Consider the following 26,401-nt stretch of genomic DNA (forward strand, 5'->3'; position numbering starts at 1 on the left):
ATTTCGACTTGTTAGGCATGTGCATAGGTTCAAGTACGCACCGAATTGCTATGTATAATGTAATTCATGTATTAATATGCGAATCGAATACGATCATCTAATTCGCACTATTATTGAGCGCCTGGCAAACTCTAACAAGTCGAAATTATTGTCCTCGCAAAGCGCTAGTTCTGCGAGAAATGGGCACGAGAAGCTCCTGCGCCTATTCCGCGTCCCCGTAGCCGTCGGGGTTCTGGGACTGCCAGCGCCAGCCGTCTTCGCACATGCGGGCCATGTCGTATTCGGCCGTCCAGCCCAGCTCGTCGCGGGCCTTCGTGGCGTCGGCGTAGCACTCCGCGATGTCGCCGGGGCGCCGGGCCATGATGCGGTAGGGAATCTCGTGACCGCACGCAGCCTCGAAGGCGTGAATCACGTCGAGCACCGACGAGCCCTTCCCCGTGCCCAGGTTGAAGATACCCACGCCCCGGCGCGTTCCGTCTTCCGCCGGCTCGCCGGCCACCGAGCCCACGCCGATCGGCGCGCCGGTACCCACGCGCCCGGCCATCCAATCGAGCGCCGCCACATGGCCGCGGGCCAAGTCCACCACGTGAATGTAGTCGCGCACGCCGGTGCCGTCAGGGGTGGGGTAGTCGTCGCCGAACACACCGACCTGCTCCAGCTTGCCTACGGCCACCTGAGCCACATAGGGCAGCAGGTTGTTCGGAATACCCTTGGGATCCTCGCCGATGCGGCCGGATTCGTGGGCGCCGATGGGATTGAAGTAGCGCAGCAGCACGACGTTCCACTCGTTGTCGCCCGTGTACAGGTCGGAAAGGATCTGCTCGAGCATCGATTTGGTCCAGCCGTAGGGGTTGGTGGCGTCGTGCTTCGGGCAGCTTTCGGTGATGGGCACGAACTCCGGCTCGCCGTACACGGTGGCGCTCGACGAGAACACGATGTTCTTGCAGCCGTGCTCGCGAGCAACTTCGCACAGAACCAGGGTGCCGGCGATGTTGTTCCAGTAGTACTCAAGCGGCTTGGCCACCGACTCGCCTACGGCCTTGAAGCCGGCGAAGTGGATAATGACGTCCACGGCGTGCATGGTGAAAATGGTCTCCAGGGCGGCGCGGTCCAGAATGTTCGCCTCGTAGAAGGTGAGAGAGGGCCCCGGCGCAACCTCGCGTACCGCAGCGCCGGCCGCAGCCGCGACGGCCTCGGCCTCTTCCTCGTTGGGCAGATCGGCAAACACGGGCGCCACGCCGGTGATTTCGCCCACGCGCCGCACGGCCTCGCGACTGGAATTGCTCAGGTCGTCCACGATGACGACCTGGTAGTTACGCTCGAGCAGTTCCACCACGGTGTGGCTACCGATGAACCCGGCGCCCCCCGTCACCAGTACGCAGGTTTCGGCGGGATCTTTCGCAAGCAGGGCGTTCGCCATGGGAGCCTTCTTTCTTGGAAACGACGACGCAGGTTTTGCGCTCTTGAATCGCATGACGCTATGGTATCAGGTTGGGATGGCTTGCCGCTATATTTGATGGAAAGCGCATGGTCAGGGCGGCCAGCGAGTCAGGGGGGTCTCAGGAGTCAGGAGAACCGCCCCCCGACTCACGCCCCGCCTCACCCGCGCCCAAAGAAAGCCGCCTTCAACGAAAAAGCGACTTCCACGGCCCGCATCCTCTATAATCGTTCTCGCAACAAAACTCGCAGGAAAAGCCCAGGAGGCATTGCTCATGGCTGACATTCATTTCGGAACCGACGGCTGGCGCGCCATCATCGGCGAGGATTTCACGCCCGACAACCTGAACCGCGTCGTCGCGGCGGCGGCCCGCATCTTCAAGGAGGAGGCTGTGGCCGCAGGTCGCGACGCCGATGCGCCGGGTACGCTCATCGTCGGCCATGATTGCCGCCAGGATGCCCACGCCTATGCCGAGCTGGCGGCCCAGGTAGCCGCAGGCGAGGGCTTCAACGTGCTGCTCACCGAGGACTATTGCCCCACGCCCACGCTGTGCTGGTCGGTGGCCCATAACGACGACGCGGTGGGCGGCATCATGCTCACGAGCTCCCATAACCCCGCCGAGTATTTGGGCGTGAAGCTGCGCATGGCCGATGGCGGTGCGAGCCCCGCCGAGTTCACCGATCGCGTGGAAGCCGTGCTGCCGCCGGAGCCGACGGACATCCTCGGCCCCTTCCAAACGGCCGACCTCATGACTGACTACCTGGCCGCCCTGCGCGAGCTGGTCGATGTCGAGGCCATCCGCGGCGCCAACCTGCGCGTGGTGTGCGATCCGCTTTACGGCGCCGGCCGCCACTACCTGGCCGACCTTCTGCGCGACATGGGCGTGGAAGTCGTGGAAATCCACAACGCGGAAGACCCCACCTTCGCCGGGCTGCATCCCGAGCCCATTCAGCCCTGGGTCGATGAAGGCCTCACGAAAGTGGGCGAGCTGGGCTACGATGCCCTGTTCATCAACGACGGCGACGCCGACCGCATTGCCGCTGGCGACTCGCGCGGCAACTACGTGAACGCCCACCGCATCATCACGCTGCTTACCAAGCACATGGTCGACCGCGGCGAGACGGGCCGCGTGGTGTCCACGGTGACGGCGTCGGCTATGCTCGACCGCATGTGCCGCAAGCTGGGGCTGGAGCTCGTCAGTACGCCCGTCGGCTTCAAGTGGATCTACGGCGAGATGGAAAAGGGCGGCGTCATGATCGGCGGCGAGGAATCCGGCGGCATCGGGCTTCCCGATCACGTGAAGGAGCGCGACGGCCTGCTCATGGCACTCTTGCTCACGGAATGCATGGCCCAGTCGGGGAAGGACTTGGGCGCGATCATCGACGAGATGCTCGCCGATATCGGCCGCTTGGAGTTCGCTCGCCGCGGCCTTTCCATTACCGACGAGCAGATGGCCCGCTTCCGCGCCGAAACCGTGCCCGCGTACACGGCCGACGAGATCGCCGGCAAGCGCGTGCTGGACGTGGATCGTCGCGATGGCGTGAAGCTGCTTTTGGAAGGCGACGCCTGGGTGATGATGCGCCCCTCCGGCACCGAGCCGCTCGTGCGGATCTACGCCGAGGCGGCCACCACCGACGAGGTAAACGAGCTTCTGGATGCTGCCGAAGCGGTGGTCACGAGCCTGTAGGCCGTCTCGGCACAACGCGCACGAAAGGCCGCCAGAGCCACTGTGCCCTGGCGGCCGCCCGACTTTTGAAGTGCTGTTTGTAAAACAACCAAAATAGCGAAAAAATAGTGAAATTGGAGTTTCGCTATTCGCTATTCAGAAGGTCTCTCTACCGCAGCTTTTTTAGCAGGGCCCAGGCCCGTTGCTTGTCGGCGGGGGTGTTCATCATGCCTTCGAAGTCTTGGAAGATGATGGTGGTGCGGCCGAGGAGGCGATTGTCGGCATCCAGGGTCACGGGTGTGCGGTAGGCGGCCGAAAGCGCCTCGGCGGCGAAGGCGTCGCAGGCCACAAGCGCCACCGGGTCGAGGCCTTCCACGATAGTTCGCACGTCTTCCGCGCCCAGCTTGCCCTCGTCGGTTTCCACGACCACCTGCGCCAGAGGGGCAGTGCCGAACTCCAAGCTCACCGCCGATTTCTCTAGGGCCTCCAAGGCTGCGTCGCCCAAAGGGGTCTCGCTCAGCACGAGCAGCGTGGAGGTTGGCGCGCCGGTCAGGTGGCTGCCGTACAGCATGAGCACCGATTCGCCCGTTACCTCAAAAATGTTACTCTTCACGGAAGAAATCACACTCCCTCTTGCGCTGCGCTCGCACTCGCGATAAAACATTCCTGTATATAGTAGCAAATTCCAAGGAGGCGCCCATGTGCACCAATGGAGTCAACACCGGCCAGCTGGAAATGATGATCGACCAGATCGACGACCACATTAAGCTCGAGCGTCGCCATGCGCACGATCTGGGGCATTTGGCCTCCGACGCCGGGTTTGCCACGGTGGGGGAAAAGCTGCATGACGTGATGCGCCTGCTCGACGAGGTGCGCGCCGCACTTGACGAGGCCAAAGAGGCCATGGAAGATGACGCGAAGGATGCCGCCGGCTTCACCGTCGCCCGCGTCTAGGCGGCGCGACCGATGAGCAACGACCTTGTTCGTTTCTCCGTGGCCATGCCCGAGGGGCTGCTCATGGAATTCGACCAGCTGGTGGCTCGCCGCGGCCTGGCGAAGAACCGCAGCGAAGTGGTGCGCGATTTGGTGCGCGACGCCCTCGTGGAAGAAGAGTGCGCAACGCCTGGGGGCCTTGTCATGGGCACGCTCACCATTATTTACGACCACCACTCCAACGATCTGCAGGAGAAGCTGCACACCATTCAGCACGACTACTTCGACACCATCATCTCCACGATGCACGTACATGTGGACGAGCATATGTGCTTGGAGGTTATCGTCATGCGCGGTGAAGCGGGTCTCGTGCAAAGCGTGGCCAACCTCATTTTGGGCACCAAGGGCGTGAAGAACGGCAAGCTGGTGCTTACCACCACGGGAAGGTTTATGTAATGGCAGACGAGAAGGTAATGCTGGGGCATGGTTCCGGCGGTTCCATGATGAAGCGCATCATCGACGAGGTGTTCTTCGAGGCCTACGGCACCGACGAGCTTCTGCGCGGCGATGACGCGGCGGTGCTACCGGCCCTCGCGCCGGGTGAGCGCATCGCCTACTCCACGGACAGCTTCGTGGTGACGCCGCATTTCTTTCCCGGCGGCGACATCGGCCGTTTGGCTGTGTGCGGCACCGTGAACGACGTGGCCACCTCCGGCGCCCGCCCGCTGTATCTCTCCTGCGCCTTCATTCTGGAAGAGGGCTTTCCCATGGATGACCTGCGCCGCATCTGCGCTTCCATGGCCGAGGCGGCGCGCGAGGCCGGCGTACGGTTCGTCACCGGCGACACCAAGGTGGTGAACCGGGGCCATGGCGACGGCATCTATATCAACACGAGTGGCGTTGGCTCCCTTGCCGAGGGCGTGAACCTCGGTGGTGCGCAAATTCGCCCCGGTGATGCAGTGCTGGTGAGCGGCACCTTGGGCGACCATGGCATCACCATCATGAGCTGCCGGGAGGGCTTGAATTTCTCCGCGAACATCGAAAGCGATGCGGCACCGCTGAACCACCTCATCGCCGATGTGCTGGCCGCGGCGCCGCACACCCGTTGCTTCCGCGATCCCACGCGCGGCGGCATTGCCTCGACGCTGAACGAGCTGGCCGAGCAGTCCGGCACCGACATCACCGTGGACGAGGATGCCATTCCCGTGAAGGACGCCGTGCTGGGCGCCTGCGAGATGCTCGGCTACGACGTGATGCAGGTGGCCAACGAGGGCAAGATGGTCTGTGTGGTGGCCGCCGATGAGGCTGAGGCGGCGTTGGCCGCCATGCGGAAGAGTCCCTATGGTGCTGACGCCGCCATCATCGGGCGCGTGACCGAGGCCGACCCGGCCCGCGGCCCCAAGGTGTTCCTGCGCACCGCTTTCGGTAGCACCCGCATCTTGGACATGCTCGTCGGCGAGCAGCTTCCCCGTATTTGCTAGTTCGTTACGCACTCCTTAGCCGCCCCCTGAAAAGTTTTCTATTTCTACTTGCGCTTTGGCTCTTTCATGGTATCTTGCGCAGTGAAGTAACGGGGGGCGGAAAGCCCCTGCTTCATAGACGAGGATTATCACCCGAGAACGAAGGAGCTTCCCATGTCTCATCCCGTAATTGAAGCTGACGAGTGCATCGGCTGCGGCATCTGCGTTGACGCGTGCCCCCAGGAAGTGCTCGAGGTCGTCAATGGCGTTGCCGACGCCGTGAACGAGGAAGCTTGCATCGCTTGTGGCGACTGCGTCGAGGAGTGCCCCATGGGCGCTATCCCGGAGATCGTCGAGGACTAGCTCTCAATTTTCGGTAAGTGCGATTGAACGCGGAGTCTTCCGGAGTCTCTTTTATCGAAATCCATTGAAAGCCCGTTGCTGCTGCAGCGGGCTTTCTTGCGAATTGAGTAAATGAACACGCAAAATGAGGTAGCCTGTCGTACCTTAAAGGGGTAAAATTGGCGAAATGAAAATGAGTTACCCCACGAGAAGCAACATTCAGGAGTCACGTCGTATGCGAAAGAGCAACTGGATGATAGCCGCTGTGCTTCTGCTGGCTTCCGTTGCCTTCCTCTGGATTTGGCATGCGCTGCAGTTCGATCTCGTGGACAACCCTCTCGATATCGTGGTGACGGTTGTCTGGTGGGTCGTTATTGTCGCTGCCTGCGTTGCCATTCACTGGGCCGAAAAGAAGCGTCAGGAACGAATCCGCACAATCTTCGTTGCGCCGGGGCTGCTCTACAACAGCGAGATGGGAGTGGTGCGTCTGAGCCCCGATGATGAGGTGGTCGACGCGTTGCAGGCGATTCTCTCGAACCTTACCTATGGGTTCGAATTAGCCGAGCTGCCTGCCAACTCACGAGTGCGCTTCCAGCGCATCGTGCATTCCTCGAAGTTCGGTGACGCGGGAGCTACCTGGGAGGGCGATGTCGTGGAGGTTTCACGCCCCGATCGCCCCAGGGAGTTCCATGATCGCAATGAATTGGCCTCTCTGGTTCGCGGCGCCGTTTAGCAAATTTCTCTGAAGGACTTTCCTTATGGCGGCTTCGGCCGCTTTTTCTTGCCTGTCATTTCCATTTCAGAACAGAAGAATGACAAATTCATATCAAATGCAATGTCATTACCCTATCAATATCCTATCAACTTACCGCAAAAAGCGACTTCCTCTTTAAAGCTGCGTAGAATTCTCATCGATATTGAAATCACTCTGCATTATGCGTATCGCCAGTGTTTTCGGTATCGCACTCACAGCCTGAAATGTGAGGATGCAAGGCGGCGAAAAAGCCGCCGGGGTTAAGGAGAAGTTGGTGGAAATGAACACAATACAGCGATTCGCCGACGCGCGTAACTGCCTCGAGGGAAAGATCGTGGCGGTCGCGCTCTCTCTGCTTATGGCGCTCTCGTTCCTGAACGTCTCGGTGTTTGCCGATGCTGCGCTGGCCGTCGAAGGCTTCGATGGTGAAGTGGGCGAGAAGACGACGGAGCCAACGCCGCCTGAAAATGCTCCGGAGAAGGCGTCCGAGAGCGTTTCGACGCCGACGAATGATGGCGCCAGCGAGACGCCCGCCCAGAAAGACGACGGCCCCCTCGATTCTCCGACGTCCGATGGCCTGCAAAACAATGCGGCCGTCCTGACCGTCGACACCGATGATGTGACGGTGGAGCTGACCGCTGCGGGTGCGCTTCCCGAAGGAGCGCGGCTGACGGTTGATGTGGCGGTAAACGACGAAGGCAAGACCGCCATGGAGAAGGCTCTGGAAGAGGGATACGGGCTGTACCGCATCTACCGCCTCGGCCTTGTTGACGAGGCAGGCGACCCGCTCACGCTTTCTGACATGGGCTACCGCGTTACCGTGACGTGGAATGGCATGTTTGCGGGCGAAATGAAGGCGTATCGCATTGATGGTCCCGACACGGTCACTGAAATAACGCTGGAAAAGCCCCTTACGACTCAGGGCGATATCAACCCCAGCGCTCTCACGTTCTCCACTGATGTGCTCAATGCTCCCTTTGCGTTCGCCATGCCGACGCCCAGTGACGATGAGGGCGACAAGCCGAGCGGGCCTGCCGACCCGACCAATCCTGAGCAGTCCGTAATTCCGGATGAGAACACCGGTGAAGGCGACGGCGACAACGCCGAAAACGGCAACGGTTTCGGCAAAGAAGGCGACGTGCCCGGCACCGATAACGGCGATACCGGTACAGGCGCTGACGCTGACGTGGACGCTCCCGAGCAGCCTGTGCTGTCCGAGCCCGCCGCGAACAAGCCCGTCGATGACTCGGATAACGAGCATCAGCTCACCCTGTATGTGGGCGAGGTTCGCGATCTGCACCGTTTTGCCGCTTCTGGCGGCACGTGGACTTCCGAAAACCCGGCTGTGGCCGAGGTTGCCACCACAGGCAAGGTGACAGCGATCGCTCCGGGAGACGCGGTGGTGCGCTGCGGCGAGGTTACGATCAACGTCACGGTGCGTCCGGCTCTGACCGAAGACGCCGAAGGCCCCCAGCTTGCCTACTTCTACTTCCTGCCGCCCTCCGAGAATGGTTTGAACGGCGGTGCCGCGGTGGCGGCTGGCAGCGACATGAGCGGCGCTACGTTCCTCGGGTCGGGCGCCGCGCAACTGCCCTCGGGCTATGACGGACACAGCGCCCTGCTCAATGGCACGGTGCTGCCTCTCAGCAAGGATGCCAACGGCAACGAGATCCGCAACAATTACGACGTGCAGGTTGTTCCCGGTACCTTCACCATCGGCCCGGCCGGCTCTACGGTGGTGCCGCCGCGCAACCCGCTTCTGCCGCCGCGTTCGAGCCTGGGCGCGGGCATGCCGGCGGGGGCCACGACTCCGGCTGATGCCATTGCCGGCGTGGTGACGACGATGGTCGGAAGCCAGCGCGCTGCTGCCGTGGCCGAGCAGTTCGGGGCTGTGGCGGGCATCATTCTCGACGAGGACGTCCCCATGGCCGCAAGCGTCTCCTTCGATAACGAGGAGCCCGCGGTGACGCGTGTCGGCGGCGAGGTCATCGAGGACGACGCCACGGCTCTGGGCGCCTTCGACGAGCCCCACTGCTGGGTGCACTGGGTGATGCTCATTGGCGTTCTGCTCACGGTGGGCTACGCTGCCGTGGTAGTGGCGAACCGCCTCGGTTACGCCCGCAGGATTGACGACTTCAACAACTCGCTTACCAGCACGGTTACGACGGGAGCCGAAGATACTCGCGCGGCCCGAGTCGCCCATAAGGCCTAAGGGCGCAAGCGGCCGCAGAGGCCGACGAGTCGCACGGATCAGGACGCGCGACCGGCGGCCAACTCCATGGACTGCCCGCACGGATCAGGACGTGCGGGCAGTCTTGTTTTCAGATCTGGTTGAGCAAGTTCGAAGAAGGGTGCGACGGGCTATTGAACCTGCCAGAACCCCGACTTGTCGGAGCCGACGCGGGCGATGAGCCCCAAATCGCGCAGTCGGCGGAAGCTGCGGCGCACGGTGCTCTCGCTGATGTTGAGGTTCTTGGCGATGCGCGGTGCGGTAAGGCGTCCGTCGATATCGAGCATGGCGAGCACTTTCTCGTCATTCAGCGTGAGGCTCGTGTCCTGCTGGGTCGCCCGGGCTCGCGCCGTTTGCTGCACCTCGGGCAGGTCGGGTCGGGCCACGGGCGCGGCGTTGATGGCGTTCGCGTGCGTTATCGAGGCGGTCAAAAGGCTGTCTGAATCCATGGGGAAGCACACCATAGTCTCGTCGTCGCGTAGTTCGAAGATGGGCTCGGGCGTGCCGGCTTCCATGCAGCTCATGCGGATGCGCGAGACCCCGTTGCCCCAGCCGTCGATGATGCCGAGCGAGCGCAGGGCCGCCACGAGATTGGGGTTGTTGGGCCGCGATGTGTGGCGTCCGAGGAGCGCGCCCACGGTCCAGGTGCGGGGCGGTCGGCCCACGTTGTCGATGCAGAGGCGGTCGGTGAACACGCTCACCTGCACGGGGGCGCCGCTGTCGTAGTTCTTGTGGGCGAGCGCGTTCAGCACGGCTTCGTGCACCGCATCCCGAGGCGGTCGACCATGGCCACCGGCGGTGCCGAGACGGTAGGTGCCGTGCGGGGCCGGCTCCTCTTCCGGTAGGTACTTCTCAAAGAGCAGCTCGACGGTTGAGTGCACTTGCTCGATGAGGGAACCGAAGACCTCGTCCTCGTAGATGGGCGTGCCGCCGTGACTTCCAAAAAACCCGATGCGCACCGTGGCGCCGGGGATGTACTGGTGCGGCCGGTTATGCAGCAAAAGGATGCCGGCATTGGTGGGGGTGCCGACGCCGGTCATGAGGCCCGCATGGCGCAGCGTCTGCTCGATGGCCGAGGCCTCGTCAAGGTCGACCGTGAGGTCGGTATCGCGGGCCGCGCCGGTGAAGCGCGTGACGAGGCCCATGTTCAAATCGTCCAAGCTGGCCTGCACCACGGGACGCTGCTCCCACTTGACGTCGGCCTCCATATCGCGCTGCATGAGCCGATCGAGCGCCTCGTCGTCAAGGATGTGGTTCTCGCCATCTTTATAGAAGAAGAAAATACCGCGGAAGCTGATAGGGTCGTTGGCCGGCGGAATAACCACCTCCAAACAGAAACGACCGCTGTCGAGCACCAATTCCACCGCGCAGGTGAGGTTGAGCGATTGCGCGATAAGCCCGGGAATGGTTTTCATGAGGCGGCTTGTGCGTCGCTTCACGGCGCCGCGGCTGTCTACGTCGGCATCCAGAATGAGGCGACCTCCACCGGCGTTGGCGATGCCGCAGACCAGCTCGAGGCATTCCGTGTCACGCCAAGTGGCCCGGCGCGCGATAGGAAGCGAAGATTCGGATGGGAGCATAATGGCCTCTCTTACCCTGGCAGTACCGTCGCATTACATTATATATAAACAGCTGCTCTCTGTTCGACAGCGAGAAGAAGGGAATGCCGGGCTCGTTTTGCAATGAGCGATCGACTCATAGACATAAATCGTTCATATATCGCTTCACGAGAGGCGCTTAGGAAAGTGAAGAGGCACGCGCTCAATTTCTTTGAATTCCCCCTGATAACAGCATTGTTTTAGTTTGGCAACAGAAGCTTCGTGTCGTGTCTGCACCATATTTCGGCGCGTATTGTGCTGGGAAGTGAGCTTGTCTCACTGAATGTTGTTGAGAAAACTTGACAGCACCAGACTAAGGTTTTATAGTGCATCTCAACATCATTCATCTATACGTGAAACTGTGAAAGCGAGGCAGTACACAATGGCTAAGATTCTTGGCATCGACTTGGGCACGACGAACTCCGCCATGGCCGTCATGGAGGGCTCCGAGCCCGAAATTCTGGTGAACGCCGAGGGCGATCGCACCACCCCGTCTGTGGAGGGCTTCCGCAAGGACGGCGAGCGCGTCGTCGGCAAGGCCGCGAAGAACCAGGCGGTCACCAATCCTGAGAACACCGTCTCTTCCGTGAAGCGCTTCATCGGCCGCTCCTACGACGAGACTCCCGAAGAGCAGAAGACCGTCAGCTACAAGGTCCAGAAGGGCAAGGACGGCCGCGCGGTCATCGATATCGACGGCAAGGACTACACTCCCGAGGAGATTTCCGCCATGGTGCTTCAGAAGCTGAAGACCGATGCGGAGAAGCAGGTGGGCCAGCCCATCACCCAGGCTGTCATCACCGTGCCGGCTTACTTTAACGACGCTCAGCGTCAGGCCACCAAGGACGCCGGTAAGATCGCCGGTCTGGAGGTCCTGCGCATCATCAACGAGCCGACCGCTGCGGCGCTCGCTTACGGCCTCGACAAGGTCGACCATGACGAGAAGATCCTCGTCTTCGACCTGGGCGGCGGCACCTTCGACGTGTCCGTGCTGGAGCTCGGCGACGGCGTGTTCGAGGTGGCCTCCACCGCTGGCGACAACCACCTGGGCGGCGACGACTGGGATCAGCGCATCATCGACTGGATGGCCGACAAGTTCCAGGCCGAGAACGGCATCGATTTGCGTAAGGACCCCATGGCCCTGCAGCGTCTGAAGGAAGCGGCCGAGAAGGCGAAGATGGAGCTGTCCTCCACCACGCAGACCAACATCAATCTGCCCTTCATCACCGCCGACGCCTCCGGCCCGAAGCATCTTGACTACACGCTGACCCGCGCCGAGTTCGAGCGCATCACCAAGGATCTGCTCGACCGCTGCAAGAAGCCGGTGGAGCAGGCGCTGAAGGACGCTGGCCTGAAGATGGGCGAAGTTGACGAGGTCATTCTCGTCGGCGGCTCCACCCGTATGCCGGCCGTGCAGGAGCTCGTGAAGCAGCTGACCGGCAAGGCCCCGAACATGTCCGTGAACCCGGACGAGGTCGTGGCCATGGGCGCCGCTGTTCAGGGCGGCGTGCTCGCCGGCGACGTGCAGGGCATCCTGCTGCTCGACGTCACCCCGCTGTCCCTCGGCGTTGAGACCATGGGCGGCGTGATGACCAAGATGATCGAGCGCAACACCACCATCCCGACCCGCAAGACCGAAATCTACTCCACAGCGGCCGACAACCAGACCTCCGTCGAGGTGCACGTCCTGCAGGGCGAGCGCGAGATGGCCGCGGGCAACAAGACGCTGGGCCGCTTCCAGCTGACCGGCATTCCGGCTGCCCGTCGTGGCGTGCCGCAGATCGAGGTTACCTTCGACATCGACGCCAACGGCATCGTGAACGTGTCCGCTAAGGACCTCGGCACCGGCAAGCAGCAGCAGATCACCATCTCCGGCTCCACCGCCCTGTCCGACGACGAAGTGGATCGCATGGTGAAGGACGCCGAGCAGCACGCCGAAGAGGACGCCGCTCGCAAGGAAGAGGCCGAGGTGCGCAACAACGCCGACGCTCTGGTGAACGCCACCCAGCAGACGCTGGACGAGCTGGGCGACAAGGTGCCGGCCGACGCCAAGGCCCAGGCCGAGGAGGCCATCGCCGAAACCAAGAGCGCTCTTGAGGGCACCGACGTCGACGCTATCAAGGCGGCCACCGAGAAGATCCAGCAGGCCGGCTACAAGCTCGCCGAGGTCGTGTACTCCACCGAGGGTGCGGCCGCCGGCGCCCAGGCCGCCGCTGCCGAGACGGCTCCGGCCGATGACACCATCGAGGCCGACTACGAGGTCGTCGATGACGAGAACGAAGGGAAGTAAGAACGATGACTGAGCCCGAGAAGGACCAGGTCACCTCTTCTACTCCTCAGGACATGGCCGCCGATGTGGCGGCCACCGCCTCCGCCGATGACGCCCGCGCGGCCGAGGTGGTTGCCGACGCCGAGGTGATCGAGGCCAACGAGGCCGGTGAGCTGGATGCCGAGCTCGAGCAGGCCGCCGCTGAAGCGGTGGCGAGCGCGATCGAGGAATCCGAGGAGCTGGCCGCCGCCAAGGCCGAGGCCGCCGATTGGCAGGACAAGTACGTGCGCCTGCACGCCGAGTGGGATACCTACCGCCGGCGCATGACCGAGCAGCGCGAGGCCGAGAAGGTCCGCGCCACGGAGAAGCTCATGGAGAGCCTTATCCCGGTGCTCGACGACTTCGCCCGCACGGTGGACTACGCCGAGACCAACGGCGAGACCGGCTTGCTCGGCGGCGTAAAGGCCGTGCAGACCAAGCTGTCCGATACGCTGGCCAAGGGAGGCCTGGTCGTGATCAGCCCCGCCGGTGAGGCATTCGACGCCCTTGAGTGCCAGGCCGTGGGTACGGTGGACGATCCGAGCGTTCCCGATGAAACAGTGGCCCAGGTTTACCAGCCCGGATACAAAATGGGCACTAAGGTCATCAGGCCTGCCATGGTGACGATCACCACGGGCGGCCCCAAGAGGGAAAAGCCCGAAGAAGAGTAAGACGAACGAGGGCGGCCGCAGCTTGGCCGCCCTCGTGCTTGAAAGAGCAATTCTAAGTAACTAACTAAGGTAATGGAGGTGGAACGAATGGCGTCTACGCCCGATTATTACAAAACGCTAGGCGTTCCGCGCACCGCCACGGCCGATGAGATAAAGAAGGCGTTTCGCAAGCTCGCTCGCAAGCATCATCCCGATGCCGGCGGCGACGAGGCCAAGTTCAAAGAGCTGAACGAGGCCTACGAAGTCTTAAGCGACGAGAAGAAGCGCGCGCTTTACGACCAGTACGGCACGGCGAACGAGAACCAGATCCCCCAGGGATGGGGCGGTGGCCAAGGCTTTAACGTCGAGGATATCTTCGGTGGCGGTGGGGCCGGCGGCTTCGGCGGCAGTTGGGCCGACATTCTGGAGAGCATTCGCCACGGTGAAGGTGCGTTTGGGGGCAACTGGGACTTCGGCGGCGGTTTTGGCGGCCAGCCTCAGCCCCGTCGCGGCCAGGATATGAACGTGACGTTGAACGTGACGTTCGACGAAGCGTTCAACGGCACGGAGAAGCGCATCACCGTGCGCATTCCCGGCAAGAGCGAGTCCGACACCCACACGGTGAAGGTGCCCGCCGGTGCTGTCGATGGCGGCCGCGTGCGCCTGAAGGGCCAGGGAGCTCCTGGCGAAAACGGTGGTGCGGCGGGCGACTTGCTCATCACCACTAAGATTGACGCGCATCCCTACTTCGGTCGCGATAAGGCCGACGTGACGGTTGATTTGCCGATCAATGTGGCGGAGGCAGCGCTCGGTGCTTCCATCGTGGTGCCCACGCCCGACGGCAAAAAGATCAAGGTGAAGGTGCCCGCTGGCACGCAAGACGGCAAGGTGCTCACCATTAAAGGCAAAGGAGCGCCCGATCTGAAGAACAAGGGGCAGTTCGGCAACTTGAAGATTCAGATTCACGTTGAAGTGCCCACGGACATGAACGACGAGCAGAAAAAGGCCATGGAGGACTTCCTCGCCGCGACGGGAGAGGAGAAGCGCCCATGGGCCTAGATGACAAGAACCGGCCGCTGTACATGATCAGCATTGCCGCGGAACTGGCGGGCGTGCACCCGCAGACCCTGCGCTCCTACGAGCAGAAAGGTCTGGTCACGCCGCGGCGAACCAGTGGCAACACGCGCATGTACTCCCAGGCCGATATCGATCGGCTCAACCTGATCAACGAGCTGACGAGTGAGGGCATCAACCTCGCCGGTGTCACGCGCATCCTTGATCTGCAGAGCCGGTTGGATGAGCGCGAGGAAGAAGTGGAAGACCTGCACGCGCGGGTGCGCCGCCTCGCCGATCGCGTTCGCGAACTTGAGAACCGCACGACCGTCGGCGCCATCGTCCGCGTAACGCCGACGCGACGGCTCCCCTGACCTGTCCGGCGCGAGCTGCGGGGCATACCTCCCGTGCTCAAACAGCATTGAAGTGCAGGTCCCTTCGAGGGCCTCGGACTTTCCCCCGTGCACTTCAATGAACTGCGCGCGGGAGGCACGCCCCGCATCTCGCGCCTCCTCAGCCAAGGTTGAGCGAAGCGGGATGCGGGGTGCCGCTCACCAAGCGAGTTCCGCAGATGGTATCGAAGGCGGTAAGTGAAAGGGAGCGAGTAGCCTCAGCGCCTTCGATACCAGCGAGGACTGTCTGAGCGACTGAGCGGTACCCCGCAGCCCGCCCCCGGGAGTTTCAACAATAAAAAGGAGAACGCACATGAGACTAGATAAATTGGCGGTGACGGCGCAAGAGGCTTTCCAGAACGCGATGGGCGTTGCTGGTGAGGCCGATGCCGCCGTTATCGAGCCCATTCACTTGCTGAAGGCGCTGCTCGATTCCGACGAGAACAACCTCGCCGCTATCGTGAAGCGCATCGGCGCCGACCCGGTCTGGCTGTCCCAGAACGTGGCCGACGAGATTGCCAAGATGCCCAAGCAGACCGGCGCCACTCCCATGGCCATCCCTGGCCAGGACCTTATCAAGGTCATCGACAACTCGGTGAAGATCGCCGAGAAGCTCGGTGACAGCTACGCGACGAGCGAGCACCTGCTCATTGCCCTGTCCGAGGACAAGGGTGCCGCGGGTCGCATCCTCACCACGGCGGGCGTCACCCGCAAGAACATCGAGGCGGCCTACGAGAGCCTGCGCGGCGACACCCGCGTGACCTCGCAGACCGACAAGACCCAGTTCGAAGCGCTGGAGCAGTACGGCCAGAACCTCACCCAGCAGGCCCGCGAGGGCAAGCTCGATCCGGTTATCGGCCGTAACGAGGAGATTCGCCGTACCATTCAGGTGCTGTCGCGCCGTACGAAGAACAACCCGGTGCTCATCGGCGAGCCCGGCACCGGCAAAACCGCTATCGTCGAGGGTCTGGCCCAGCGCATCGTGGCCGGCGACGTGCCCTCGTCGCTGAAGGATCGCGAGATCGTCTCGCTCGATCTGGGTGCGATGATGGCCGGCGCGAAGTACCGCGGCGAGTTCGAGGACCGTTTGAAGAACGTGCTGCGTGAGGTGAAGGAGGCTGATGGCAACATCATCCTGTTCATCGACGAGCTGCACACTATCGTGGGTGCCGGCGCCGGCGGCGATTCGTCGCTGGATGCGGGCAACATGCTGAAGCCGGCTCTGGCTCGCGGCGAGCTGCGCGCCATCGGTGCCACCACCCTGGACGAGTATCGCAAATACATCGAGAAGGATGCCGCCCTGGAGCGCCGCTTCCAGACGGTGCTGGTGAGCGAGCCCACGGTGGAGGACACCATCGCCATCCTGCGCGGCCTGAAGGAGAAGTACGAGATCCATCACGGCGTGCGCATCACCGACGGCGCCATCGTGAGCGCGGCGGAGCTGTCCGACCGCTACATCACCGATCGCTTCCTGCCCGACAAGGCCATCGACCTCATGGACGAAGCGGCCAGCCGCCTGCGCATCGAGATCGACTCCATGCCGGAAGAGGTGGACGCCGCCGAGCGCAAGCTCATCCAGATGCAGATCGAGGAGCAGGCCCTCATGAAGGAGACCGACATGGCCTCCCAGGAGCGCCTGGAGAAGCTGCGCCACGACATCGCGGCCGCCCAGGAATCTCTCGATTCCCAGAAGGCCGAGTGGCAGAACGAGAAGGACGCCATCGTTGGCGTGCAGAACCTCAAGGCCGAGCTCGAAAGCGCTCAGCTCGATGAGGAGCGCGCCACCCGCGAGGGCAACCTGCAGCTCGCCTCCGAGATTCGCTACTCGCGCATTCCTCAGCTGCAGCAGCAGCTGCACGTGGCCGAGGAAGCCGTGAAGATGAAGCAGCAGGACGGCGCTATCCTGAAGGAAGAGGTTTCCGAAGAGGAGATCGCCTCCGTTGTGGCCGCCTGGACGGGCATCCCCGTGGCCAAGATGATGCAGGGCGAGATGGAAAAGCTCGTCGACCTGGAGGAAGTGTTGAAGGGCCGCGTCATCGGCCAGGACGAGGCTGTGGGTGTGGTGGCCGGTGCCATCCGCCGCAACCGTGCGGGACTTTCCGACCCGAACCGTCCCATTGGCTCTTTCCTGTTCCTCGGCCCCACCGGCGTGGGCAAGACCGAGCTGGCCAAGACGCTGGCCGAGTACCTGTTCGATTCCGAGAAGGCCATGGTGCGCATCGACATGTCCGAGTACATGGAGAAGTTCTCCGTGCAGCGTCTGATCGGAGCGCCTCCGGGATACGTGGGCTACGACGAGGGCGGCCAGCTGACCGAGGCCGTGCGCCGCAACCCCTACTGCGTGGTGCTGCTCGATGAGATGGAAAAGGCCCATCCCGACGTGTTCAACATCCTGCTGCAGGTGCTCGATGACGGACGCCTCACCGACGGCCAGGGTCGCGTGGTGAACTTCAAGAACTGCATCATCATCATGACCTCCAACGTGGGTTCGCAGATCATCCGCGAGCATGCGGCCGAGGGACGTGCCTACGACGAGGCTCAGGCCACCGGCGGCGAGACCATGGGCGAGATGGCCGAGAAGATGATGTCCATGACGCCTGAGCAGGCCGCCAAGCGCATGCAGGAGTTCACGAACAAGATCCAGGACGCCCTTTCCACGACGTTCCGCCCCGAGTTCCTGAATCGTATCGACGACGTGATCACCTTCAACGAGCTGTCCATCTCGGCTATCGAGCCCATCGTGGATTTGCAGCTCGAGCAGGTGCGCGACCGCCTGCAGGCCCGCCACATCACCTTGGACGTGACGCCGGCGGCCATGGAGCACTTGGCCATCGACGGCTACGATCCGGTGTACGGCGCCCGTCCGCTGAAGCGTCTCATCCAGCGCGAGGTGGTCGACCGCATCGCCGAGAAGGTCATCTCCGGCGAGCTGCGCGACCGCAGCCACGTGCTGATCGACCTGGACGCCGAGGGTGATTACACCTGCCGAGTGGAAGGCCCCATGGACTTGGACGGCCTGAACCTGGACGACCCCAGCTTCCTCACGGCCGGCTCCGATCCGAAGGAGACCTTGCAGGATCTGGATACCCTGAGCAACGGCGACCTCGGTGAGGATCCCATCGCTTAATCCGCATACCCCTTTCACAGCAAGCGCCCGGGCAGCCAAGACCCGGGCGCTTTTGCGCGATTGCCGTCGCCTATTGTGCCCCCTATGCCGTTTTCGACTGCTTCTCAGCCTTCCGCGGCTTGCTGGTGACGCAAACCGGTGGCGCCAACACCTATCCAACTTATATAGGCACTCCCTGAGCGGGGGCTTGGTGTTCGAGATCGCACTCACCCTTCCTGGTGACAAAAACGTCTTCTCTGGCGCACATTTTTCGACTTATACAGGCATTTTGATTCTCGCTAAGATTCCGCATAGTGCAGTTTGCTCGATTGAAGCTCCGGTGACCTGGGGTAATACGCCAACCTTCATTCATGGTTAAGCCTCCGGGTGTTTTGGTGATTTAAGAATGCCTGTATAAGTCAAAAAACGTGCGTAGAAGGCCCTTGTCGTGTCACCGTATCTCCGAGAGAGAAGTTAGGACGAAGTTGAGCAAGGTTCGAGATGTGTGACATTTACGATCTTGCAAGCAGGCAATGGCATTCAATGTGCGCTATGTTATAAACATCGCCTATGAATATCTATCTCTCACATATCAGCGCATGGTTGTTCTGGATTTGGTGGTCCAAGATGAATGCCATCCCTTTGGGGCTGTTTCATTCGGGAAAGTGCTTCGCACGCGATCGAATGCCGTCGTTTTCGTTGCCGACGGTTTCAATAATCAAGAATGCCGCCGGTTCGAAGCGCGAAGTTCGGCAAATACTCAATGCCAATGGCCAGAGCGTGCGACAGCTGTTGGTGCGCGCTGGTATTGGCACTGGAGCTGATGGCTGTCTGTACGTTTGCGTTCCGTACGTGAAGGGCAGGCGCTGTTCGGAGAAAAATATCCACTTCCACCAAGTGAGTTGCGCGCTGCCTCGGCGATCGTTTGTGAAAGTGGCAGAAGGCTTGTATGTTGCTTCGCCCGAGCTCACGTTTGTGCAGATGGCGAGCGTCCTAGAAGAAGGGGCACTGTGCGCCTGCGGTATGGAATTGACGGGTGGGTATCCTCTGGATGCCGAGTTTCGCCCCGATGGAGAAGTCGTCTACGTGCGGGCGCCCGTCACGTCGCAAACGCTCCTCGCGGCTTACGCTGATCGCTACCAGGGCCGAGGCGGTACCAATAAGGCCCGGCGGGTGACGCGGCATCTTTGCGACAAATCCGCGTCGGTGAAGGAAACTGAGCTGGCGCTCCTCGCTCTTCTCCCGCGCCACTATGGAGGTCTCGGCGCGAAGGAGGCGCTTCTGAATGAAGTTGTGACGCTCAGTCCCGAGGCGGCAACGATTGCGCGCCAGAAGAAAGTCGTCTGCGACCTTAAGTTCAAAGATTCGAATGTTGTCGTGGAATACGATGGTGCAACCCATGGTGACGCCGAAGCGCGAACAACCGATTCTCGTCGCCGGGATGCCTTGCGAGCAGAAGGCTACAACGTGGCTACGCTCACCAACGCGCAGCTGCAGAGCCCGACGGAATTCCAGGCGATCATCGTGCCGGCCTCGCGGAAGGCGGGAAAGAGAACGCGCTACCTCTCCGAGTGCGACATGCCGCGCCATCGGGCCCTCCGCTCGCAAATCGCCCGCTATCATGCGCGAGGATTTTAGAAGATCGTTTATGCCCTTTCTACCTTCACGGCGGTGCCGGTGACGGTGGCACCGAAGAGGTCTTGGCTCAGAGCTTGGTTCAGCTGGCTCAGCTGCTCGATGGCCACCGCCGTGCCGGTGACCGAGGCGCCGAAAAGTCCCTTCGGCAGCATGTACACGTCGTAGCGTATGGCCAGAATGCCGTTGGCCCCGGCTTCGTGGGCGCGGAACAAAAGCTCGTTCCAGGCGATCCGCTTGGCCCGTTCCATCTTGCTGCCGAGCAGAAGGGAACGCTGGTCGGTGAGGTCGGAGACGATGGCGTCAGCCTCGGCGGGAAGGCCCGCGCCCACGACGGCGTCGGTGGACAGCGTGCCTCGGTACTCCGTCACGCGCCAGCCCTCGAAGGAGCTACCAGCCGTGGTCATCATGAGGGAGGGGTTCTTTTCCAGCGCGTCGAGGAACGCCTGTTTGGCCTGCTCGCGCTTCTCGTCGGCCTCGAGGGCCTGCTTGCGCTCTTGGGGAGAAGCGTCCGCGAGATCAGATCCGAAGTCCTCATCCAGCTCGTCGCGCTTTTCCAGCGCTTCTTCTAAGCTCATGACAGAAGTCGCCTCCCATAGACATCGCCAGCACATAAGAAACAATGTCGAAAGTATAGGCCGCCCGCTCCCGTGCAAGGAGAGCGCCCGGCAACGGTTGCGAAGCCTTAACCTGCGCGATTTTTCGGCAGCTTATGGGACGTTTGATTGAGGCGACCTATACCAGCCCGGCACGAAAGTTCTACGCCGCCTTTGCCAGCTTCTCGGCCTTGCGGGCGCGGCGGGCGGCGGCGCGCTTCTGCATGGCATCCACGCAAGTGGCCACGGCGGCGTCGCCGGTGACGTTCACCGTGGTGCGCATCATGTCCAGGATGCGGTCGACGCCGGCTACGAGAGCCACGCCCTCTACAGGCAGGCCCACCGACTGCAGCACCATGGCCAGCATGATCATGCCGGACCCGGGCACGCCGGCGGTGCCGATGGAAGCGAGCACGGCGGTCATCACGATGGTCAGCTGCTGGCCGATCGAAAGGTCGATGCCGAACACCTGGGCGATGAAGATGGCGCAGACGCCCTGGTAGATGGCGGTGCCGTCCATGTTGATGGTGGCGCCGAGCGGCAGCACGAACGAGGTGACCTCCTTCGATACGCCCATTTTCTCGGTGCATTCCATGTTGATGGGCAGCGTGCCCACTGACGAGGCCGATGCGAACGCGAAGCCCATTACCGGCATTTCGCCCTTCAGGAACTTAAGCGGGTTCATGCGGGCGAAGATTTTGATGATGCCCGAGTACACCAGGAGAATCTGCACGATCATGGCCACGTAAGCTACCACGATGAGCCACAGAAGGGGCCGCAGCACATCGATGCCGTTGCTGGCGATAACGGGGCAGATGAGTCCGAACACGCCGAAGGGCGCCACCAGGATGATGCCGCGCATGATGGCGATGCACACGTCCGACATGGCGTTGCAAATGTCGATGACCGGCTTGGCTTTCTTCCCAGCGGCGATCATGCCGAAGCCGAACACCACGGCGATGACGATGACCTGCAGCATAGTGGCGTCGGCCATGGGCTGGAAGAAGTTCGACGGGAACATATTCACGATAGTGTCGATGAGCGACGGCGGCTCGGTGGCCTCGTAGGAAAGCTCGCCTGTGGGCATCGTGTAGCCGGCGCCGACGTTCATGAGGTTGGCGAACACAAGCCCCAGCGTAACGGCGCAGGCGGTGGTGGCCAGGTAGAACAGCACGGTTTTGCCGCCGATGGCGCCAACCTTCTTCACGTCATCCAGCGACACGACGCCAGCGATGATGGAGAACAGCACCAAAGGTACGACGATCATCTTGATGAGGTTCAAGAAGATGGTGCCGAAGGGCTTGATGTAGGTGTCGGCGATCTCTGGCGAGCCTTGCAGCGCGAGACCCGCCAGCACGCCCAGGATGAGCGCGATGAAGATCCAGGTGGTCAGCGACAGGCGCTTGAACCAGGGCTTTGGCTTGCTATGTTCGCTCCCACTGTCGCTGTTGTTGGGCGTCGGTGCGGCCGTCTCGGCGGCGTCGACGGGTGCCGAAGTGATGGAGTCGTCGGCCATGGCGGTGCGTCCTTTCCCTTTGTGCGAAAACCGCCACCATTATAAGCGTATTCGCAGGGAAAATAGGGCACGCGGCCCAGCGATCTAACGGCCCTGCAACAAATGACGGAACGGCCTGCGCTGATTTCGCGGAAGGGCCATAATGGCAACGGAGAGTAGCCGGGAACGTGCCGACGCGAGATGTGTGGAATACGTTTTTGCTCGAAGAAGGTAGAAGCGCCATGCTATGGTGTGCCGCGCTTCAGGGGACAATATATATGAAAGGAACGTCTATGGACCGCAAGGAAATTGTCGCTGCTGCCGAGGCTTATTGGGATGAACATCGCGATGCGATTGTGGCCGATATCGCCAAGCTCGTGGAAATCCCCTCGACGGAGGATCTGGCCGCTGCCGCTCCGGGCGCGCCGTACGGGCCTGGGCCGGCCGCTGCGTTGGATGCGGCGCTGGAAATCGCCGAGGGTATGGGCATGACCGTCACGAACTGCGAGGGGCATATCGGGTTTGCGGATCTTGCCGGCAAGACCGAGAAGCAGCTGGGCATCATCGGTCACGTGGACGTCGTGCCCGCCGGTCCTGGCTGGTCGTTCGAGCCTTTCAAGGTGACCGAGAAGGACGGTTACCTTATGGGCCGTGGCTGCCTGGACGACAAGGGCCCCTCGGTGGTGGCTCTGCATGCCGTGAAGTGCTTGAGTGACCTTGATGTGGAGTGCCCCTATTCCATGCGCTTCATCTTCGGTGCCAATGAGGAAACGGGCATGGCCGACGTGACGTGGTATCTCGAGAAGTACGAGAGCCCGGCCTTCTTGTTCACGCCCGACGCCGACTTCCCGGTGTGCTATGGTGAGAAGGGCGGCTATGACGGCTGCATCACGAGCGCACCTATCGCCGATCCGGTAATCTTGGATATCTCCGGCGGCGTGGTGACCAACGCCGTGCCTGGTGAAGCCTGGGCCGTCGTGCGCGCGGATGCCTCTGCGCTGCCCAGCGCCGAGCGCATCACGGTAGCCGACGCCGGTGACGGTACGGCGCGCGTTGATGCTGAGGGAGTGAATGCTCACGCCGCCTGGCCCGAGCGCGGCATCTCCGCCATCATGCTGCTGGCGAACTACCTGCTGGAAAACGGCTTGTGCAACCAGCAGGAGCGCGAGTTCCTCGAGCTGGTGCAGAGCCTCGTGTCCGATACGACCGGTGCTGGCGTGGGCATCGCCACGGCTGACGAGTACTTCGGGCCGCTGACGGTGGTAGGTGGCACCATCCGCAAGGAAGGCGATCGTCTCGTGCAGACCATGGACAGCCGCTGGCCTACGTCCATCACAGCCGAGGAGATCACCGCCGCGCTCACGAAGCTGACCGACAACATTGGTGCCACCTTCGAGAACACCCTGCTCATGGTGCCCTTCCTCGTGAAGCCCGATGACCCGGAGATTCAGGTGCTCCAGGATGCCTTCCAGTTCGTGACCGGCGACACCGAGCACAAGCCCTTCACCATCGGCGGCGGCACCTACGCTCGCGAGTTCAAGAAGGGCGCCTCCTTCGGTGTGAACATGCCTTGGATCGAGAACCCCGACTGGGTCGGCGGCGAACACGGCCCCGACGAGGGTGTCTCCGAAGAGCTGCTGAAGACCTCCTTCAAGATCTACGTCCTAGCTCTAGCCGAGCTGCAGGGACTAGAGATTCAGTAATTGAGTACAGCTTACAGCGTATGTCTGCAATGGCCCCGCATCTGCGGGGCCATTTTACGATTGAGCGACGGGAGCGATGAGGGTATCGGCAATTTCAATGTCCTCATCTGGAATTAACCCGTGATTTCCTCATGATCGGGCATGACGGGGCGTCAGCTGTGCTATAGAATAGTATGAATGCAATCAGAGATTTCTTTTGGAGGACGACGTGCTTAACGCAATTATCGTTGACGACGAGGCGCCTGCCCGTTCTGAACTGCGCTTTCTTCTCGATGAGGTCGGCGGAGTTGAAGTGACAGCCGAAGCTGCCAACGTGCGCGAGGCTATCGAGAAGCTGAAAGAGTATCCCTGCGACGTTATGTTCATGGATGTGAACATGCCCGAGGCCACTGGCCTTCAATTGGCCGAGGCTCTGCAGCATCTGAAGTTCCCTCCGGCGGTGGTGTTCGTGACCGCCTATTCCGAGCACGCGCTGGACGCCTTCAAGGTGAGCGCTATCGATTATCTGGTTAAGCCGGTGGAGACCGAGCGCTTGGCTCAGGCCATCGCCCGCGTGCGCGAGCAGGTGGCTCTGCACTTGCAGGCTCACAAGTCCGAGCGCATCCCGGTGGAAAAGGGCGGCAAGAAGATTCTCATCGGCATCGATAAGATCCGTTTCGTCATGGCTCGCGATGACTACGCTTACCTGCAGACCGATACCGACCGTTACTTCTCCACGGTGAGTCTGGCCCAGCTGGAGAAGCGTCTCGATGGCCACGGGTTCTTCCGCGTACACCGCGGCTATTTGGTGAACCTGTCCATGGTGGAGGAGATCGAATCCGTTTCCGGCGGTACGCTGCTGCTGACCTTGAACGGCGTGGAGGAGAAGATTCCCGTTTCGCGCCGCCGCGTCAGCTCCCTGAAAAAGGCGCTGAACCTGTAGGACGCTTCGCTCTGAATGATGCGCTGACGAGCCCCGCCCAGGGGCTCGTTTCGTTCACAGAACCGCCATAGGGTTGTGGGGATGTGGGCGCGTTTTGGTGGCGTTTGCTAGAATATTTCCACTAGATTAACGAGGAGGAGCCCCAGTGCAGCGCGTACGGGGCTCGTTTGCAATTCTGCTGGCTGGCGGAAATTGCCCAGAGAGAAGAGGAGCGCCATGCTCTCCGTTGACGTTGAGAAGCTGTATCCGGCGGCAAAGACCCTGGTGAAAGCTCGTGCAGCAAGCCGCATTCACGCCAAGGACGCCACGCTGTACGATTTCTCCCCCGAGGCGCAAGCTTGCGCGAGCGACTACATGGGATGGGCCGATCTGGCCACGAGTCCGCTGTGCGACATGGACGCCATCCAGGCTTTTGCCGACGAAGTGGTGGAAGCGGGTCTCGATACGATTCTGCTTATCGGTCAGGGCGGCTCCACTCAGGCGCCCATGACCATCACGAAGTACAACAAGCACGATTCCAACCGCGTGAAGTTCCGCACGTTGGACTCCGACTCGCCCGTGCGCGTGCGCGAGATGCTCACCATCTGCGATCCCCATCGCACGCTGGTCATCATCTCCTCGAAAAGCGGCGGCACCATTGAGCCGCGTATGCTGCTAGAGGCGGTGCGGGCCTCCTTCGAGAAGGAGTTGGGCGATCATGTGGTGAAGCACCTGGTGGCCATCACCGACCCGGGCAGCGATTTAGATCGGCAGGCACGCGAGGAAGGCTGGCGTGCGGTGTTTTCCGGCGAGCCCACGGTGGGCGGCCGGTTCTCTGCGCTCTCGGTGTTCGGGTTGGTGCCGGCGGCGCTCACAGGTATCGACATGGAAGCGTTCATGGCCCACGCTCGCGCGGCCGAGGAGGCCTGTTCGGAGGACGCCATCGATAACCCGGCCATCAACCTGGCGGCATTCCTCTACGACAACTACCTGAAGGGTCGCAACAAGTTCTCGTTCCTCACTCCCAAGCGCGGGCGCGTACTGGGTCTGTGGATCGAGCAGTTGGTGGCCGAATCGCTGGGGAAGAACGGCGAGGGCATCCTGCCGAACATCGAGATCGACTCGCTGCTGCTTACGGAGGATCCGGGCGACAGATCCATCATCATGTACCAGACCCAAACCGACCTGTGGGACGAGCGCCGCAATTTCGAGATGAGCCTCGCCTACATCGATAACGCTATTCCGCGGCTGAACTACCGCATCGACACTGTGGAAGAACTGGCTGAGCATTTCGTCATGTGGGAATACGCCATCGCCATGTGCGGCTATCTCATGCAGGTGTGCCCCTTCGACCAACCTGACGTTGCCTCCGCCAAAGCTGAGGTGCTCGATATTCTGAAGAACGGACAGCCGGAGCCCGATTTCACCGAGGTGTTCACCGACGAGGTGGACATGGGCCGTGTGGAAGTCTCCTTCGCCCCCATGTTCGAGGGCTGTGAGGACTTGCACGAGACGCTGTATGCGCTGCTGTCCTCCATTCAGCCGGGCGACTTCTTTGCGCTGAACGCGTTTCTTCCGTTTACGGGAGAGGGGCGGCGCGAGGCCATCGAGCAGATTCGCCACGGGGTAGCCGAATCTTTCGGCTGCGTGTCGTGCTTGGAGGTGGGGCCGCGCTACCTGCATTCCACGGGCCAGCTGCAGAAGGGCGGTCCGAACATGGGCGTCTTCCTCATTTTGTCGGCTGACGAATTGAAGGACATTCCGCTGCCGGGGGAAGCTGCGGCACCCAGCCTTGGCGAGCTGGCGAAGGCCCAGGCTGCTGGCGATTTGGCGACGCTCGCCAAGCGCGGGCGCCGCTGCGTGCATCTGCATTTGCCGGACAACTCCGGCGTAACGCTGCGCCAGTTGGCCCAAGTAGTCGACGATGTGATTGCCGACATCCTGACCGATCGGGCGTTGGCTGAGGCCGCCGCCATGGCCGAGGACGAGGAGCTGGCCGAAGCCACCGTGGTTGTGGAAGCTGCCGAGGCCAGCGAGACTGCCGTGGAAGCCGAGTTTGCCGATGCGCCCCAGGATGCCGAGGTGGAGGCTGCGGAGGTCGCCGTCCCCGAAGGCGAGGCGGACGAGGCGTAAGCGGCAAAGCA

21 protein-coding genes are annotated in these 26,401 nt (G+C 61.9%); 16 read left to right on the plus strand and 5 right to left on the minus strand.

Annotated elements, in window-relative coordinates:
- Positions 1-202 precede the first annotated feature (202 nt).
- Positions 203-1,420 carry a UDP-glucose 4-epimerase GalE gene (gene galE, locus ACW4LP_RS03070; RefSeq protein ID WP_455803460.1) on the minus strand — a complete coding sequence of 406 codons (1,218 nt, stop codon included), beginning with the start codon at positions 1,418-1,420 and terminating at the stop codon, positions 203-205.
- A 292-nt stretch (positions 1,421-1,712) separates the two neighbouring features.
- On the opposite strand from galE, the gene ACW4LP_RS03075 reads away from it, so the two are divergent.
- Positions 1,713-3,125 (plus strand): phosphohexomutase domain-containing protein, encoded by a 1,413-nt coding sequence (locus ACW4LP_RS03075; RefSeq protein WP_417179138.1) that lies wholly within the window; start codon positions 1,713-1,715, stop codon positions 3,123-3,125.
- 148 nt (positions 3,126-3,273) lie between these two features.
- Here ACW4LP_RS03075 and ACW4LP_RS03080 read toward each other — a convergent pair whose 3' ends face one another.
- Entirely contained in the window at positions 3,274-3,717 is a 444-nt protein-coding gene (locus tag ACW4LP_RS03080) for a hypothetical protein (protein WP_451917121.1), read from the minus strand.
- 86 nt (positions 3,718-3,803) lie between these two features.
- On the opposite strand from ACW4LP_RS03080, the gene ACW4LP_RS03085 reads away from it, so the two are divergent.
- The 6 genes from ACW4LP_RS03085 (at position 3,804) to ACW4LP_RS03110 (ending at position 8,805) form a co-directional block, all read left to right on the plus strand.
- Positions 3,804-4,058, plus strand: coding sequence for a dynein gamma chain protein (locus ACW4LP_RS03085; protein WP_114538587.1), 255 nt, complete (start codon positions 3,804-3,806; stop codon positions 4,056-4,058).
- A 12-nt stretch (positions 4,059-4,070) separates the two neighbouring features.
- Positions 4,071-4,493: a nickel-responsive transcriptional regulator NikR gene (gene nikR, locus ACW4LP_RS03090; protein ID WP_451917122.1), complete on the plus strand. Its 423-nt coding sequence runs from the start codon at positions 4,071-4,073 to the stop codon at positions 4,491-4,493.
- Positions 4,493-5,518: a hydrogenase expression/formation protein HypE gene (gene hypE / locus ACW4LP_RS03095; RefSeq protein ID WP_452039345.1), complete on the plus strand. Its 1,026-nt coding sequence runs from the start codon at positions 4,493-4,495 to the stop codon at positions 5,516-5,518. Before nikR ends, hypE begins: the two co-directional genes overlap by 1 nt.
- Positions 5,519-5,671: 153 nt before the next feature.
- Complete coding sequence (locus tag ACW4LP_RS03100) at positions 5,672-5,860, plus strand: 4Fe-4S binding protein (protein WP_022738207.1); 189 nt, start codon at positions 5,672-5,674, stop codon at positions 5,858-5,860.
- A 232-nt stretch (positions 5,861-6,092) separates the two neighbouring features.
- Positions 6,093-6,572: a hypothetical protein gene (locus ACW4LP_RS03105; RefSeq protein ID WP_455803461.1), complete on the plus strand. Its 480-nt coding sequence runs from the start codon at positions 6,093-6,095 to the stop codon at positions 6,570-6,572.
- A 301-nt stretch (positions 6,573-6,873) separates the two neighbouring features.
- Complete coding sequence (locus tag ACW4LP_RS03110) at positions 6,874-8,805, plus strand: hypothetical protein (protein ID WP_455803462.1); 1,932 nt, start codon at positions 6,874-6,876, stop codon at positions 8,803-8,805.
- Between the two features lie 149 nt (positions 8,806-8,954).
- Here ACW4LP_RS03110 and ACW4LP_RS03115 read toward each other — a convergent pair whose 3' ends face one another.
- Positions 8,955-10,403, minus strand: a complete 1,449-nt coding sequence (locus ACW4LP_RS03115; RefSeq protein ID WP_114538591.1) for an ATP-binding protein — start codon at positions 10,401-10,403, stop codon at positions 8,955-8,957.
- A 400-nt stretch (positions 10,404-10,803) separates the two neighbouring features.
- Here ACW4LP_RS03115 and dnaK point away from each other — a divergent pair, with 400 nt between their 5' ends.
- The 6 genes from dnaK to ACW4LP_RS03145 all read left to right on the plus strand — a co-directional run bounded on the left by dnaK (position 10,804) and on the right by ACW4LP_RS03145 (position 19,565).
- The gene (gene dnaK / locus ACW4LP_RS03120; protein WP_114538592.1) at positions 10,804-12,708 is read left to right on the plus strand and encodes a molecular chaperone DnaK; all 1,905 of its coding nucleotides are present in this window, start codon (positions 10,804-10,806) and stop codon (positions 12,706-12,708) included.
- Positions 12,709-12,713: 5 nt separating this feature from the next.
- Positions 12,714-13,397: a nucleotide exchange factor GrpE gene (locus ACW4LP_RS03125; protein WP_114538593.1), complete on the plus strand. Its 684-nt coding sequence runs from the start codon at positions 12,714-12,716 to the stop codon at positions 13,395-13,397.
- An 87-nt stretch (positions 13,398-13,484) separates the two neighbouring features.
- Complete coding sequence (locus ACW4LP_RS03130) at positions 13,485-14,435, plus strand: DnaJ C-terminal domain-containing protein (RefSeq protein ID WP_022738233.1); 951 nt, start codon at positions 13,485-13,487, stop codon at positions 14,433-14,435.
- A complete protein-coding gene (locus ACW4LP_RS03135; protein ID WP_114548259.1) occupies positions 14,426-14,803 on the plus strand; it encodes a heat shock protein transcriptional repressor HspR in 378 nt (125 codons plus the stop codon). The genes ACW4LP_RS03130 and ACW4LP_RS03135 overlap by 10 nt, the downstream gene beginning before the upstream one ends.
- Before the next feature lie 331 nt (positions 14,804-15,134).
- Positions 15,135-17,948, plus strand: coding sequence for an ATP-dependent Clp protease ATP-binding subunit (locus ACW4LP_RS03140; protein ID WP_114548258.1), 2,814 nt, complete (start codon positions 15,135-15,137; stop codon positions 17,946-17,948).
- Positions 17,949-18,497: 549 nt separating this feature from the next.
- Entirely contained in the window at positions 18,498-19,565 is a 1,068-nt protein-coding gene (locus tag ACW4LP_RS03145; RefSeq protein ID WP_451917899.1) for a DUF559 domain-containing protein, read from the plus strand.
- Positions 19,566-19,573: 8 nt separating this feature from the next.
- Here the strand turns inward: ACW4LP_RS03145 and ACW4LP_RS03150 are convergent, their stop codons facing one another.
- Both ACW4LP_RS03150 and ACW4LP_RS03155 read right to left on the minus strand, forming a co-directional pair.
- Complete coding sequence (locus ACW4LP_RS03150) at positions 19,574-20,140, minus strand: YbjQ family protein (RefSeq protein ID WP_418238395.1); 567 nt, start codon at positions 20,138-20,140, stop codon at positions 19,574-19,576.
- A 181-nt stretch (positions 20,141-20,321) separates the two neighbouring features.
- Positions 20,322-21,674 (minus strand): dicarboxylate/amino acid:cation symporter, encoded by a 1,353-nt coding sequence (locus ACW4LP_RS03155; RefSeq protein ID WP_117283729.1) that lies wholly within the window; start codon positions 21,672-21,674, stop codon positions 20,322-20,324.
- Between the two features lie 272 nt (positions 21,675-21,946).
- Between ACW4LP_RS03155 and ACW4LP_RS03160 the strand changes: the two genes are divergently transcribed.
- From ACW4LP_RS03160 to ACW4LP_RS03170, 3 genes are all read left to right on the plus strand, one after another.
- Positions 21,947-23,356 carry a Sapep family Mn(2+)-dependent dipeptidase gene (locus ACW4LP_RS03160; RefSeq protein ID WP_451917900.1) on the plus strand — a complete coding sequence of 470 codons (1,410 nt, stop codon included), beginning with the start codon at positions 21,947-21,949 and terminating at the stop codon, positions 23,354-23,356.
- 208 nt (positions 23,357-23,564) lie between these two features.
- Complete coding sequence (locus ACW4LP_RS03165; RefSeq protein ID WP_041714276.1) at positions 23,565-24,278, plus strand: LytR/AlgR family response regulator transcription factor; 714 nt, start codon at positions 23,565-23,567, stop codon at positions 24,276-24,278.
- A gap of 216 nt (positions 24,279-24,494) precedes the next feature.
- Complete coding sequence (locus ACW4LP_RS03170; RefSeq protein WP_455803463.1) at positions 24,495-26,390, plus strand: glucose-6-phosphate isomerase; 1,896 nt, start codon at positions 24,495-24,497, stop codon at positions 26,388-26,390.
- The last annotated feature ends 11 nt before the right edge of the window (positions 26,391-26,401 follow it).

The organism is Adlercreutzia sp. CNCM I-6215, assembly GCF_977072315.1.